At 46.3% G+C, this 15,256-nt stretch carries 11 protein-coding genes; 6 read left to right on the forward strand and 5 right to left on the reverse strand.

The window, feature by feature from the left end; all coding sequences use genetic code 11:
• Nucleotides 1-45: 45 nt before the first annotated feature.
• Nucleotides 46-1,143, forward strand: a complete 1,098-nt coding sequence (gene ychF, locus LZZ85_RS19880; RefSeq protein ID WP_237875107.1) for a redox-regulated ATPase YchF — start codon at nucleotides 46-48, stop codon at nucleotides 1,141-1,143.
• A 108-nt stretch (nucleotides 1,144-1,251) separates the two neighbouring features.
• Here the strand turns inward: ychF and LZZ85_RS19885 are convergent, their stop codons facing one another.
• Nucleotides 1,252-4,752, reverse strand: coding sequence for a DUF8818 domain-containing protein (locus LZZ85_RS19885; protein ID WP_237875108.1), 3,501 nt, complete (start codon nucleotides 4,750-4,752; stop codon nucleotides 1,252-1,254).
• Between the two features lie 162 nt (nucleotides 4,753-4,914).
• Nucleotides 4,915-5,859, reverse strand: coding sequence for an SAM hydrolase/SAM-dependent halogenase family protein (locus LZZ85_RS19890; RefSeq protein WP_237875109.1), 945 nt, complete (start codon nucleotides 5,857-5,859; stop codon nucleotides 4,915-4,917).
• A gap of 43 nt (nucleotides 5,860-5,902) precedes the next feature.
• Here LZZ85_RS19890 and LZZ85_RS19895 point away from each other — a divergent pair, with 43 nt between their 5' ends.
• Together LZZ85_RS19895 and LZZ85_RS19900 are read left to right on the forward strand one after the other, a co-directional pair.
• Nucleotides 5,903-6,412: a HEAT-like fold family protein gene (locus LZZ85_RS19895; protein ID WP_237875110.1), complete on the forward strand. Its 510-nt coding sequence runs from the start codon at nucleotides 5,903-5,905 to the stop codon at nucleotides 6,410-6,412.
• A gap of 81 nt (nucleotides 6,413-6,493) precedes the next feature.
• Nucleotides 6,494-7,969, forward strand: a complete 1,476-nt coding sequence (locus LZZ85_RS19900; RefSeq protein ID WP_237875111.1) for a hypothetical protein — start codon at nucleotides 6,494-6,496, stop codon at nucleotides 7,967-7,969.
• 135 nt (nucleotides 7,970-8,104) lie between these two features.
• Here the strand turns inward: LZZ85_RS19900 and serA are convergent, their stop codons facing one another.
• Nucleotides 8,105-9,340 carry a phosphoglycerate dehydrogenase gene (serA, locus tag LZZ85_RS19905; RefSeq protein WP_237875112.1) on the reverse strand — a complete coding sequence of 412 codons (1,236 nt, stop codon included), beginning with the start codon at nucleotides 9,338-9,340 and terminating at the stop codon, nucleotides 8,105-8,107.
• Nucleotides 9,341-9,675: 335 nt separating this feature from the next.
• On the opposite strand from serA, the gene LZZ85_RS19910 reads away from it, so the two are divergent.
• On the forward strand, nucleotides 9,676-10,992 hold the full coding sequence (locus LZZ85_RS19910; RefSeq protein WP_237875113.1) for a serine hydrolase domain-containing protein: 1,317 nt from the start codon (nucleotides 9,676-9,678) through the stop codon (nucleotides 10,990-10,992).
• A gap of 7 nt (nucleotides 10,993-10,999) precedes the next feature.
• The gene (locus LZZ85_RS28690; protein WP_237875114.1) at nucleotides 11,000-12,502 is read left to right on the forward strand and encodes an NAD(P)H-hydrate dehydratase; all 1,503 of its coding nucleotides are present in this window, start codon (nucleotides 11,000-11,002) and stop codon (nucleotides 12,500-12,502) included.
• A 166-nt stretch (nucleotides 12,503-12,668) separates the two neighbouring features.
• Here the strand turns inward: LZZ85_RS28690 and LZZ85_RS19920 are convergent, their stop codons facing one another.
• Both LZZ85_RS19920 and LZZ85_RS19925 read right to left on the reverse strand, forming a co-directional pair.
• Entirely contained in the window at nucleotides 12,669-12,860 is a 192-nt protein-coding gene (locus LZZ85_RS19920; protein WP_237875115.1) for a hypothetical protein, read from the reverse strand.
• A 112-nt stretch (nucleotides 12,861-12,972) separates the two neighbouring features.
• Nucleotides 12,973-13,932 (reverse strand): carboxylesterase family protein, encoded by a 960-nt coding sequence (locus LZZ85_RS19925; RefSeq protein ID WP_237875116.1) that lies wholly within the window; start codon nucleotides 13,930-13,932, stop codon nucleotides 12,973-12,975.
• A 138-nt stretch (nucleotides 13,933-14,070) separates the two neighbouring features.
• Between LZZ85_RS19925 and LZZ85_RS19930 the strand changes: the two genes are divergently transcribed.
• Nucleotides 14,071-15,183: a glycoside hydrolase family 16 protein gene (locus LZZ85_RS19930; RefSeq protein WP_237875117.1), complete on the forward strand. Its 1,113-nt coding sequence runs from the start codon at nucleotides 14,071-14,073 to the stop codon at nucleotides 15,181-15,183.
• Nucleotides 15,184-15,256 lie beyond the last annotated feature (73 nt).

Here is a 15,256-nt window from a genome sequence, read left to right on the forward strand (position 1 = left end):
TCCCCATTTTGCCCTATCTTTGCGCCTCTTAAACAAGAACCCCGTATGGCTTTACAAGCAGGAATCGTCGGATTGCCGAATGTTGGAAAATCAACCCTATTTAACGCGGTGAGTAACAGCGCGAAAGCTCAGGCGAGCAACTATCGTTTTTGCACTATTGACCCGAATGTCGGACTCGTGGATGTGCCGGATCAGCGACTCAAAAAGCTGGCTGAGCTGGTGGTACCCGACAAGATCGTGCCTACACAGATCGAAATTGTGGATATCGCCGGGCTCGTTCGTGGCGCCAGCAAAGGTGAAGGACTGGGAAATAAATTCCTGGGAAATATCCGCGAAGTGGATGCGATCATTCACGTGATCCGCTGTTTTGAAGACGAGAATATCCTGCGTGACGAAGGTGCGATCAACCCCGTCGGAGATAAGGAGATCATTGACACTGAATTGCAGCTGAAAGACCTCGACAGCGTGGAAAAAAAGATCTCCAAATCAGAAAAACAAGCCCGTACAGACCCGAAGATCAAAGCTGAACTGGAAGTATTGCTGCGCTGCAAAGGTCATCTTGAGCAGGGAAAAAGCATTCGTGAACTGGATCTGAGCAAAGAAGATAAAGTGGCGATCGCTGACCTCTTCCTTCTCACCGATAAACCCGTGCTGTATGTTGCCAATGTAGATGAAGCATCTATGCACACTGGCAATAAGTATTCAGAAGCATTGAAAGAATCAGTGAAGCAGGAAAAAGCTGAAGTGATCATCATGAACAATAACATCGAAGCACAGATCGCGGAGATGGAAAATCCTGAAGACAAGGAACTCTTCATGGAAGAATACCAGATGAAAGAGCCTGCGCTTGACCGTCTGATCCACTCAGCCTACCGCTTGCTGAACCTGTACACTTATTTCACTGCAGGCGTACAGGAAGTTCGCGCGTGGACGATCCAGGAAGGCTGGAAAGCGCCACAGGCTGCCGGTGTGATCCACACCGATTTTGAAAAAGGTTTTATCAAAGCTGAAGTGATCGGCTATTCAGATTATATCCACTACGGCTCTGAAGCTTCCGCACGTGAAGCCGGCAAACTCCGCATTGAAGGGAAAGAGTATATCGTGAAAGATGGGGATGTGATGCATTTCAGGTTCAACGTTTAGCGGAAAAGACTCCGGTTAAGAAGTTTAAAAGTTTAAAGGTTTAAAAGTTTAAGAGTTAGTCGAAAATGATCAACTGTTAAACTATTAAACCTTTAACTTTTAAACTCCTTAAAACAACGCGGTCAGCGAGGCCTTCCCAGTATGGACCGTTCTGGATGCAGCGGGCCTGCGGCCATCGTACTGGAAATTCAGTTCGAGATTGTTCAATAATCTTTTGGTGAGCGTGAGCGACCAGAGAAAATTTTTGCCTGGCAATAAACCATCCAGCATGATATAACTGACGGTTGTTGCGGCGGTTCCCCCACTATAGCTGATATTATTGAACGTAAACTTTCCAGTAAGAGAACTATTCTGCAACACGTTGTACTTTGATTCAAGATTAAAGGAATGTGAATCCGCCGCTTCCCCACCGTAAACCGGTTTGTTCTTTTTATGTTCGAACTTATACCCCGTTGCTATACGCATGGAGGTTCCCCTGATCAAACTAAAGACCGGCTCCACACTCTGTATATCCAGCTCATAGTTCCTGTTGTCAAACTGAGAGTTCGGTGTGAACAATGAATTTGCGGCAAGCCTTCCGACGATATTAAGCGAAAGCGCGCGCGAGAAATTCCACCGGATCCGGGAGCTCCAGTCATTCAACTCCCTGCTTTCGTAGCCATAGGTTAATAATGACTTCCCGTTATTCCGCAAGTTACTGAAATCAACACCCCAGGTCGTATTGAAGCGGTTGAATGAGATCGTATTCGTCAGTACGGTATTGAGCGTAACAAGATTTGTATCTGTTACGCCATACTTAAAAGGGTTGAATTCAAAGCTGCCCTGCGCTATGGACTTCTTGTTGATCTGAAGCGATGTAATAAAATTGAATCGCGCCACAAAGCCCTTAAAGCCTTTTTGCCCGGGCTTGTTGAAGACTGCTTTCGGATTAAGGCTGATGCTGTAGTTGAACGTGATGTAATTCGACTTGATGAATTCATTTGTGGGAGTGAAGATGCGGATGAACTTTGCCTGATCCGCAAATACTGCCAGCTCAAATTCATTCAGTTGCTGAGTGCCATCTGAATTATAATCGATCCATGCATACTGACCTGTTCCTGCCGGCACTTCGACATAAGCGATATCACGTCTTTGTTCCTGCCCTGCGCCAACTTCATACAGCACATTACCTGTAAGAAGGCCTTTCCATTCATTCATTACATATTCTGCACGGCCAAGAATGGTCTCGTCTTCCGTTTGTTTCGAGATTGCCGCATTACGCACATTCAGCTTGCGGAAGGTCGTGTTCAGGTATAGCTGACGGTTGGGGTTCGACAATAGCTCTGCCTGCAGGTTAAGGTTATAACTTCTGTCTCCATCCAGGAAATCTTTTCCCACAAGGTATTTGTCTTCCCGGGTAAAGAATGTAGCATTATAGCGATTGCGCTTACCCGGATCGGAGCGGAGATAGATCGAATAGCTATCGAACCAAAAAGCATTGTACGTCAGAGTATCGGTTGCTTTATCCTTCACTGTGTTTTTTTCCAGTGCGTAACGGAAACCGAGTTTCCAGTTGTTGAATTGTTTGAACTGTTTGCTCAGGTCAAATGTTGGCCGCAGGAATAGGCCTTTCTCAATGGCGGCATTGAAGTTGGTTGCAACAAATTCGTTATTGAACTCCCAGCCTTTCCAGTTCGCTGTATGAACCAACGCATTCTGGTAGCCATTGTAATCGGTACCGCGGCGGTAATTGATGAACCTGTAAGTGAATGCATGATTACGGTTGTCTTTTAATCCGGCAGAGGCCCGGATGATATTTTCAGTTTGAGGGATGATCTGGATCGGCAGGCCCCAATCGCGGGAGAACTCAACGGTACGGAGACGTTCCAGGGGTCTGAACTTTGCCTGTACGTATTCATAATCCAGTGATGTTGCCAGTTGCAGTTTGGAAGAGGCTTTGAGCTGTTGCAGGTTATTCAGCTGCACTTTTGCCGCGTAACCCTGATCGTCTCCGTTATCTACGCTGGAAAACGTATTGGGATCATAACGGCTCATCGCTACTTCTGTTCTAACCAGTGTGTTCTCAGTAATGTTATAATCAACCCCAAGGTTAACGAGTTGCTGTTGCTTCGGTGTAACGAGCAGCGATGCGGCTTCATAACTTCCCTGTTTAACGCCATTTACCGGCTGCACGAAAGTGTATACCTTTCCATTTGCACCGTTGAATTCAGGTACATAGTTACCATTTCCCTGGCCAACAAGTGCGAAAGAGAGGTTGTAAAGCGTAACGGCAGTGTTTGTTGAATACTGGTAGAATGAATCGACGCCTGTTGGTCCGGTAAAGTAGATCTTCTCATACAGGATCTTACCCGCTGCGAATGTATCTATCACTGCTGAGGGATAATAGGCCCGTTGGATGCTGTCACCGATCGATCCGAGGAATTGTTTTTGTTCGGGGCTCAGCACCTGGTTGATCTGCGAATTCTTTGCATCGCTGTTAGTAAAAGCACCGATGCGAATTTTCAGCTTTCTGTTGATGTCAAGCTCCTGGGAAGCATAGAAGTTTGCGTTGAGATAGTTCCGGTCAGCATATTCAAATTCTACCTGTATCCTGCTGTCCTTGGTGATCATTCTTTTAGGAGTGAAAGTAAGTTCCGCCGTGTTGTAGTTGATCACATAATCCTGGTCTTCGCCGCGTTGCAGCAATTGCCCGTCTATAAAGACCCGCTCCGTATTGGCAAGGATAATGAAGAAGAATTCATTATTGGCTCCGGTCAACCGGTAAGGGCCCTGGTTGCCTTCGAGATTGGGCGTATTGGTATTATCAATGATATTCCTGGTAAACTTTCCCTTTGCGATCGAACCGCTCACGAGTGTTCTTGATTCAATCTTCTCTCCTATCTTATTGATCGTTTGAAACGAAACACCCTGCAATCGCTTATAGAAATTCAGGAAGTAGCTCTGATTCTGGCGAATATCAATATCGCCGAGATTAAGTTGCCAGTTCTTCTTTTTGAACTGAAGGAATACCTGGTCGAACTCATTCAGTTGCTGGGTAGTTCCATCCGGTTGAAGCGGGATATTATTATCGGTTATGGCTGCCTGTATTTCGATACTATCGCCCAGCATGCCGCTGAGTTGGAGGTTAAGTGTTGAATTGAGTACGGCGTCCTGTGCATTTCCGAATGCGATCTGCCGGCCGAAGCTACCTTCAGCTTTAAGTGATCCGAAATTAAAGATCCCTTTTTGTGCATCTGACAGTTCGCTGTTGAACTCATACGGCTCCAGTGCGATATTGTATTTGACGCTATCATATGGCATTCGCTGTGCCACCGGGTTGAGTTTGTAGTTGAATACGCGGTAAGAAACGAGGATACTGTCCGTTAATGGCCTTTTCTTCCAGATCAGCAATCCGTTGATAAAATCAAGGCGGTAATCGGCACTATCGATGCCGGGCGAATTAAATGTGTTGGGAATAATGCTGAGTGTATCCAGGCGAAGCGTGTCAGTAAGAACGGGAGTCTTTTTCACGCGCAGATTCGAACGGCTCTGAGCAGGGATCTGCGCCGTGGCAGCCATGCTCAGCAGCAGAACCGGAAAGAGCAGGTATATGCGGCGTAAAACGCTCAAAAGCAGGGAGTTTTTCCTCAAAATCGTAAAATTCGGTCTTTTATTGCATGAATTGGATCAGGGGTTGATTTTTAGACGGAATCAGGCGTTTTTAGTCATTCAGATTAGGAAAAAATGTATTGTCATTGCGGAACTGGTCAGTGAAGATGTCAGGAGTCAATGTCACTTCATCAGCGTTACCGTCCAGTTACTGCCCGCGCTTATTTTCTTCTCCTCTGCGAGACTACCCATGTTGATGGCAATCGAAAAGTTCATAAGGCTATTGAGATAGCCGAGCATCCTTCCTTCCGGCACTTCCCCGAAAGTATGGACGAAAGGAATTCTATCCTGATAAACGAGCGAGTCTTTGAAATGGATCTTTAACGCGACACTGTCCCCGGTCTTAATCCCGGCTCGTTTTATAAGCGAGTCCGGGATGTTCGTCCAGGCATTACCATACTGAATATCGAGAACGGGAATACTGCCTTTGATGATGCCATCGGAATAAGAGGCGCGCTGGTACGGAATTTTGGTCACATCGCGTTTGAGTTCAGGCCCTACTTCATCAAAGCGGATCTTACCGGCCGCGAGTTTTGCGGCGGTATACGCGTATACATCCCGGCCATGGAATGTGTAAGAGCCGGAAGAACCCGCACGGCGGTTGGCTGCTTCATCGATCTGCCGCAATGATTCGATCCCGATCTCATCTGCAAGAAGAGTGAGTGTGCCATTATCCGGTGTTACGATATAGTGGCCATTTTTCGTCCGTGCAACGACAGACTGGCGATCGGTTCCAACACCCGGATCAACCACAGATACAAAAACTGTTTCCGCCGGCCAGTAGGGAACAGTCTGGCTTAAACGATAAGCCGCTTCCCAGATATTGTACGCCGGAATTTCATGGGTAAGATCAAATAAGGGTAAGGCGGGGTCAACGCTGAATGCGACACCTTTCATGGCACTGACCGCACCGTCCTTCAAACCGAAATCAGTTTGCATAACGATCGGCTTTAACCTGGCAGTCTGCTCGTCTCCGCAGGAGTACATCATGACGATAAGGATCATCAGTGAGGACAAACAGGCGGCTTTTGTCCCGTGTAATACCTGGTGTGGTGTAATATGCTTCATCTTTTAGTTTTACATTTGACCAGATCAAATTTATCCATTCATCATGAAACTTCGCGAGCAGCTTCTCCGTGAACATTCCAGGGCTAATTGTCTGAAAGTGGTGGAATGGGTCGGCGATTCTCCCGTGCGGTTTGCGGAACTGATAGAGTTGTTCCTAAAGGATGAATACCGTGTAGTGCAACTGGCGGCCTGGCCGATCAGTTACGTCGTAGAATCCCATCCCGCGCTGATCAGAAAACATTTGCCGAAGATCATTAAGAACCTGGAAAGAAAGGATACGCATCCTGCGGTAAGAAGAAATACGATCCGGCTCTTCCAACATATTGACATACCGGAAAAGTACCAGGGTACCGTTATGAATCTTTGTTTTGAGTATGTCTGTGACCCAACAGAAAAAGCAGCGTTAAAAGCATTTTCACTGACAGTGCTGGAAAATCTTTCGAAACAATACCCCGAAATAAAACCGGAGCTTAAGACGATCATTGAAGAACGGTGGGACACGGAAACTCCGGCCTTTCGTTCCCGGGCAAAAAAGATAATGAAGAAACTCTAGAACATTCTTCCATAAAGTACGTTTTGCGTGATGATTATTGCTGCTGAACAAGCATCAAATAAATAACCAAACAAGCCGCCGATGAAACTCTCTGCTCTTCTGCAAGTTGCAGCATACAGCTGCGCGCTTATTTTTTTTGTATGCTCCTGCAGCACCGAAGCATCCGTTCAAAACGAATTCCTCAACACAAGGAACATTCCTGCACAATTTTTCAAAGTCGATGGACAAAAAGACACGGTATTAAAAACCTCTCATGCGTCTTTGGTCCGTATTAAAAAAGGAACTTTCGAAGGAATGGTGGATATCGAGATAAAAGAAGTATTTACACCGCAGGAGATCTTTCAATCCGGACTGGCCACTGTATCGGATGGAAGGCCGCTAAGAAGTGCTGGGATGATCTATTTCAATGCCACACAGGATGGCGAAAAGGTTGAGCCATCTATGCCGGTATCGATCGGCATTGCAACAAAAAGTGTTGATACCACGATGAAAGTTTTCAAAGGTGAATGGGAGAAAGACAGTACGATGAACTGGGTCGATCCGGAAAATCTGAATTTTCCTGATCTCGAACAAAATGACACAACCGAAATTAATGCAGCAGCTTTATTTCACGCGAAATGCTCCAACTGCCATCATGTTTTTAAAGACATGACAGGGCCCGGATTGAGGGGTTTTAACTCGCGTGGGCCATGGAAAAACCCATTGAATACGTTGGACTGGCTTCATAATCCCCCTGCTTTCATGGTGAAAGACAAGTATACACAAGACCTCAAAAATAAATTCGGATCAATAAAACCAGCATTTCCTGATCTTTCGCTGGAATTCATTATCGCACTCGCGAAATACGTGAACGAAGTAACGCCGCAACAATACGATTTAAATGAGTCAATGTACCGCCCAAAATTTATTGCGGACTCATCATCTGTGTCCAGCAGCGACTGTGGCGCCGACACATCATATTATTCAGCCATTGAAGAAGATTTTGCGGAATATGACACAACATTTCCTCCTGCTGTACTCTCCGACGCTACAATAAAGCTAATTGATCCCGGATGGGAGGGAAACTTTCTGGAATATCTTGAGGAGTTGGACAGGCAACGTTATGAGTTCAGGGTAGAGGCTAACGGCTGGTATAATATTGATGCGTTCTTGAAGCCCGGTAAGAGCATAAAAAATGTCCGCTTAAAAGTACAGGTCATTTCAACTGAAAAGATGGCGTTAAAAACACTGGTTCTCGTCCCTTCGAAACGCGCAATGTTGGAAAGTACGAACAGGGAGGGTCAGCTTTACAAATTCGTTTACAATGAAGATGGAACAACGCTGCCTTTGTCTGTTGGATACCGGGCGCTCGCGCTTACATTCGGTTCCGTAAAAGATAAGATCGTGTATGGGGTAAAGGAATTTGTGATCAGCAATGATCAGACAATCAAGATCGATCTGCAGGAAACGACAAAAGAAAAGCTGCAGAACTTGCTTCTGTCAAAGAATATTGATGGGGTCAGCCTGGAAGCGATTGAGAAGCAGCAAGTGATCATACCCAAACCCTGCGATCAATGAGCTTAGGCTGGCGTAAAGAGTATCGCAAAGAACACAGAGGACCGCAATGAGCGCCAAGAAATTCTTTGCGCTCATTGCGGTCCTCTGTGTTCTTTGCGTTGCTCCTACGCCAGGCTGAGCTATCAAACCTTTCGATCAGTACAAAGCTCTCACCTTGATCGTTTCCTTAATATCCTTCAGCAGTTGCACTGCTTTATTCGATAACTGCCTGTCAACATCCAGCACCACATACCCGATCTCTTCATTCGTTTTCAGGTACTGGCTAACGATATTGATATTATGTTTTGACAATTGCGTATTGATCTGCGATAATACACCCGGTACGTTCTGGTGAATGTGCAGAATCCTGTGTGAACGCTCCTGCGGAGGTAAAGCCAGGGCAGGAACGGTATGTGATCCGAACGTAATTCCTTTTTCGAGATAGTTGAACAGCTTCGCGCTCACGTCTTCACCGATATTTTCCTGGGCTTCTTCTGTTGAGCCTCCAATATGCGGAGTCAGGATCACGTTTGGCAGATCCTGCAACGGACTCTGGAAGCGGTCGCCATTCTTTTCCGGCTCCCATGGGAATACATCGATCGCGGCACCACTGAGTTGTCCATCCAGCAAAGCCTTGCGTAACGCATCAAGGTCCACCACTTCTCCCCTTGCATAGTTGATCAGGATCGCTCCCTTTTTGAAATACTTAAGGGTTGTTTTATTGATAATGTTTTTTGTCTGGCTTGTTTCAGGCACATGCATGGTCACCACATCCGCTTTACCCAGCACATCTTTCAATGTTTTGCCATCTGTGGCATTACCCAATGGCAGTTTGGTCTCCACGTCATAGAACAACACTTTCATACCGAGACCTTCCGCCAGCACACTTACCTGGCTTCCGATATTGCCGTAACCTATAATTCCAAGGGTTTTCCCTCTGAGCTCAAAGCTTCCTTTGGCATCTTTCATCCAGATCCCTTCATGAGCGGCTTTGTTCTTATCCGGGATCCGGCGAATAAGCATGATCGACAAACCAATCACCAGTTCCGCAACCGAACGTGTGTTCGAATAAGGGGCATTGAATACCACTACGCCATGTTTTGTTGCGGCGTCGAGGTTGACCTGGTTCACCCCGATACAAAAACAGCCGATCGCCTGCAGTTTTGTTGCAGCCTCCAGTACTTTTGGAGTGATCTGTGTTTTGGAACGGATCCCCAGGATATGAACGTCTTTGATCTCTTTGATCAGTTCATCTTCCGTCAGGGCTTTGGTGATCTTTTCAACCTTTGTATATCCCTGTACCTTGAACGTCTTTACCGCCTGGTCGCTGATATTCTCCAGGAAAAGGATCCGGATCTTCTCTTTTGGATAACTAGTTTTTTCGCTTGCCATAAATGCAAATATAACATGTAGAGGGGAAATTTGGAGGAGGGATTCGTTGACCGTTGACCGTTGTCCGTTGTCCGTTGTCCCTTGTCCGTTGTCCGTTGTCCGTTGTCCGTTGTCCGTTGTCCGTTGTCCGTTGTCCGTTGTCCGATACAACTTAAAAGTGAAGGGTTATCGTATAAAAACGATAACCCTTCACTTTTAAGTTGTACACGAAGATCCAATTTATTCCGCCCCACTTGAATTCCGGACAACGGACAACGGTCAACGGTCAACGAACACGAACATCTACGTTTTGTTCAAACACCTGTAAGCTTTACTTTTGTAAAAACACACACCTGTTGAAAAACATCTTATATGCGTTGGGCATGCTTGCCCTGTTGAATAGTTGCAATAACACCGCCCCTGCTGCTGAGAATACTGCTGATACTGCTTATAAGGCTCCTGCGCCCGGAGCTGTGCCGGAAAAAGAAATGAGGCATTATAAGGCTGTACTGTCATCGTATTTCGATAGTATGCTGCTTGGCCGCGGCTTCAGCGGAGGAATCCTGGTGGCAAAGAATGGAACCATACTGTATGAGAGCTATGCGGGCTTTGCCGATATCGCACGCAAAACACCTATTACCGATACCTCTTCCATTCATATAGCATCCACCAGCAAGACGTTCATGGGCGTGGCGATCCTGGGACTGGTGCAGGATAGCCTGCTGTCGCTTGAAGATTCCATACAGAAATTCTTTCCTGCACTGCCCTATCCGGGCGTGACGGTGAAAATGCTGCTGAACCATCGGAGCGGTATGCCCAACTACCTTTACTTTATGTCTGAAGGAAAATGGGATAAAAGCAAACAGGTCACGAATGCCGATGTGCTCAATGCGCTTTACACAGAAAAACCCAACCGGAGCTTCAGCCCCGGCCGAAGGTTCAGCTACAGCAACACCAATTTCGTATTGCTGGCGCTGATCATGGAGAAGATCACCGGTATTCCTTATCCGCAGTACATGAAGGTGAAATATTTCGACCCGCTCCGCATGGAACATACCTTCGTCTGCACGCTGAATGAACTGGATCGAATGATCCCCTCGTTCAATTACAACGGAACCATCTGGGATAATGATTTTCTCGAGGGAACTTATGGCGATAAGAATATCTATTCAACACCGCGTGATCTGCTGAAATGGGACCAGGCATTATACACGGAACAGCTTCTTAAGAAAGCATTCCTCGATTCTGCTTTTACGCCTTACAGCAATGACCGTCCCTCCGTTCACAATTATGGTCTTGGCTTCCGGATGTTGAACCTGAAGAATGGCAAGAAAGTGATCTATCATTTCGGACGCTGGCATGGTTGCAATGCGGTTTTCGCCAGATTAATGGATGAAAAAGCGACCATCATCATTCTCGGAAATAAGTATAACAGGAATATCTATCATACAGCTAATAAGTCGTACGATCTGTTCGGGAATTATCTGCAGGGCGGCGGAAATGAAGATGATGAAAATGCGCCGGTAGAATCGAAACCTGCGCCGGGAAAAAACGCAGCCAGAAAAGCTGCTCCTAAAAAGGAACCGGCCAGAAAAGCCGCACCTTCGAAAAAGCCGATCACAAAGAAAGCCGGAACAGTAAAAAAGGCAGACCCTAAGAAAAAAACAAAATAACCTAACCGTGAAGATCTTCAATGCAGCACAGATAAGAGAATGGGACCAATACACCATTTCACATGATCCCATCTCATCCATCGATCTGATGGAAAAAGCTGCAAAGGCTTGTGTCCGATGGATCAATCAGTATTTCCCTGAAGAGTCATTAACGATCTTCTGTGGAAAAGGGAATAACGGCGGCGATGGCCTGGCGATCGCGAGATTACTTTCGAAACGGGATATTACCGTTTATATACTCGACACTACACAAAAGGGTACTGATGATTTTCAGGAAAACCTTTCACGTCTTGAAAAATTACCACATGTTGAGATCCGTTTTATTCAGACGGAAGAAAATATCAGCGAAGTGAATTTCGATGGGGTCCTGATAGATGCACTGTTAGGTTCCGGACTGAACCGTCCGCTGCAAGGAATAACTGCGCGGCTTGTTGAGCGGATCAATCAATCCGGAAACATGGTCGTTTCAATTGACCTTCCCAGTGGAATGTTTGCAGATCAATCTTCTTTGAACAATCCACAGATCAAAGCTGATCATACGCTGAGCTTTCAATCGTATAAACGGGCTTTTCTTGCAGCGGAGAACAGCTTGCATTGCGGCGAAGTGCATATTCTGGAGATCGGACTTCATCCTGAATTTTATAATAATACTCCATCCAGAGATGAACAGACAGACGAAGACATCATTTATACTGTTTACAAACCAAGAAACAGTTTTGGCCATAAAGGAACTTTTGGCCATGCGCTATTGATCGCAGGCAGCTATGGCAAGATCGGGGCAGCGGTCCTTTCTGCAGAAGCCTGTTTGCGTAGCGGAGTTGGGCTTGTTACCTGTCATCTTCCCTCCTGTGGCTATACGATCATGCAGACCTCTCTTCCGGAAGTAATGGTAAGTACAGATGTTGATAAGGCCATCAGTACAACGATCGAAACAGACCTTTCTATGTATAAGGCGCTTGGTATCGGACCGGGATTGGGAACGGCGTCAGAAACAAGAGCCTTATTAAGAGAAGTACTGACGCAATATGATCGTTCGGTGGTGATGGATGCGGATGCATTGAACTGCGTAGCCAAAGAGCCGGAGCTTCTTGCCCTGATCCCTGCAGGATCAATACTAACACCTCATCCCAAAGAATTCCAGCGTTTGTTTGGAGATACATCCAATGAATTTGACCGTATTGATCTTGCTTCGCAAAAAGCGAAAGAGCTTGATCTGATCATTGTTCTCAAAGGGCATCATACACTGATCGCTTTACCTGATGGACGCAGGTTCTTTAATTCTACAGGTAATGCAGGTATGGCTACCGGTGGAAGCGGTGATGTATTAACGGGTATACTGACGGGCTTGCTGGCGCAGGGATATCCAGGCGATGATGCTGCGATACTTGGCGTATACCTTCATGGTCTGGCAGGAGATCTTGCAGCTGAAAAGCTTTCAATGGAAGCGATGATCGCTGGTGACATTATCAGGTTTTTAGGGCAAGCATATAAGAGCATTGCAGAAATGTAAAAGATTGATTTGCGTAGGAGTATCGCAATGAACGCAATGGCCCGCAAAGAACGCGAAGCTTTTACTATCGATGATCTCTTAGCGTCCATTGCGGACCTTTGCGTTCTCTGCGATACTATCATACTCAACACATGTAGAAATACTTCAAAAAATTCCAGCTATACTTCTACTCCTCCACTTCAACCTTTCTTTTTGACAGGAATCCCAATCCCAGAAACGCTATCCAACTTGGATACAGCAATGCAAAACCTGTATGCACAATGCTATTCTCAGCTACGTTGGCAAAACAAACATGCAAGGCGATGGTCAGGATGAGGCCGACTGCTCCTATCTTATAAAATGCGTTGAGGTTGCTCATACAATTCTGTTTTCGTAGGTAGGGAAATTTAATACGAAAACAAGATAGAGAACCCCGAAGGACTGGTATAATGGTTTTTACGGCTGAAATTCCCTGAATATCTCCTACCTCATTAAGGCAACTTAGTGAATATATCGCGTGTATCTCCGTTGACGATCAATCCGCGTCGTTTTCCCGCTTGTGTAAACTCCACGTCTACAGGCAGTTCCTCCTCAATGAAAAAGAGTTTTTCCGATACAGGTCTTAAGGTGACCGAATTATTACGATTGGTTTTTACCAATAACCTGCCCGCATCAGGGGTAATATAGAGCGTATCATTTTTATTCACATAAGTGCCGGCCAGCGTGGACAAGACCTCTGGTGCTACGGGTTTTTCCTTATAAGCAAATCTTTTCTTTGATAACATCCATTCATACAGACTGTCAGTGTTATAGGCAGCGGTCCAACTATCATGTTTTACTTCGGGATAAATGGTCAGTCGCGCTGTTGGATTGGTCTTTCTCACGGCGGCGACCATCTGCTCACTTTGTTGAGGCAAGACCACATCATCCTTCCCACCGTGAAATGCCCAAACGGGCACATTGCGCAAACGCCATGCAGTGGACGTATCACCACCGCCGCAAATGGGAATGACGGCGGCAAATTCCTGCGGGAACTGGGACGCCAGTTTCCAGGCACCATAGCCTCCCATGCTCAAACCTGTGACGTATACACGATCTTTATCAACCCTGTAGCGCTTCTTCAGATCGGTCAGCAGATCATACAGTTCGATCGGATCCCAACCAATACGGCCGTCGGCCTGTGGGGAGACCAGGATAAAAGGATATTTTTTCCCTTTTTCCACAAGCATCGGTGGGCCATTCACTTTAACCTTCTGTACATCTGTTCCGCTTTCTCCACTGCCATGAAGGAATAACATCAGGGGCCATTGCTTGCTTGTGTCGCTGTCATATCCTTCCGGCATATACAGTAGATAGCGCGTTTCGCGGGTAAAACTGCGCGCTGTTTGCTGGGAATGAGTTGTTATCGCTGAACAGATGAGCAGCAGTAAGGATAAGAGTATATGGCGCATCGGGATCTTATTAAAATGAAGGTTAAAATGAATTTACCTCATTTTTTGATGGGAAAACAGTTTTTGTCCCTGTTTGGTACAAAGACCGCCGTTCTGCCGTCTTAACAAAAAGAATCCACTCCTTCTGAATCAAATTTTATGAAAAGAAATCTCCTTCGGTTTGCTGTTGCCTGCTGTACCATAGCCATGGTCTTTTCCTGCAAGAAGTCAGGCGGAGACCCCGCGCCGGCCCCTCCTGCCCCACCGCATCCAAATCCGCCGGCAAACAATAATCCTCTCATTCCTCCAACCGTCTATTCCGGATATTCACTTCTCTGGAATGATGAGTTCGATGGATCACAGATCGATGTGAACAAATGGAATTTTGAAACAGGTACCGGCATCGACGGAAATTTCGGCACCGGTCAGCTGGATCGTGCGCGGCCGGACAATGCAACCATTGCTACAGGCATCACAGATGCAAGCGGAAACTGCCTCGCTATCGTCACCAAAAAAGAAAGCTATATCGACCGTAACTATACCAGCGCAAGACTGAATACGAAAGACAAAGGCTCCTGGGGACCAGGGCATCGGATAGAGGCAAGAGTGTGGGCGCGGGACGTACGTTATAAAGGTCAGGGATTTGCCTTCTGGATGATGCCGCAGGAAATTCCGGCCGGGCAGACATCGCTGATGTGGCCACAGGGCGGGGAGATCGATATTATGGAATATGTAGGCACAATTCCCAATCATAACCTCGGCAGTGTTCACTATGCATGGTCATGGGAAAACAACCAGTATCAAAGCTGGAATCATGGACATAAAGGTGGTTATTATTCCTATGCAGATAAACAGGTGCCCTCTGCCAATCCTCCATATGGCGGATGGCCTGCTCCGGCATCGGATCTTAATACCGGCAGCGGGGGCTTTCATACTTATCGGATCGACTGGTATGCAAACAGGATCGAGTTTGCTTTGGACGACCAGGTGTATCATATCAATTATTTTAAAGACGGTGATGCTTTTGATAATGGGGTTCCCAACGGGCAGGACCAGGATGCACGGGTAACGATCAACGGGAAGCGCGTATTTGTATCAGAATACTCGCATCACTTTGCGGAATGGGCGCCTTTCTCCCATAAGTTCTTCATACTGCTGACAGCTGGTGTAGGTGGAAATGATAACCAGACCTATGGCGGAGCAATTGTCCCGAATGCAGTGTTCCCCTGTACAACGTTTATTGACTGGATACGGGTGTATAAGAGGAATTAAGATCATTTTTATTTGACAGGCGTAGGAGTAACGCAGAGAACGCTAAGAAAATCGCAAAGAGCGCAAAGATTAT

The organism is Terrimonas ginsenosidimutans (assembly GCF_022012415.1).
GTDB classification, from domain to species: Bacteria; Bacteroidota; Bacteroidia; order Chitinophagales; family Chitinophagaceae; genus Terrimonas_A; species Terrimonas_A ginsenosidimutans.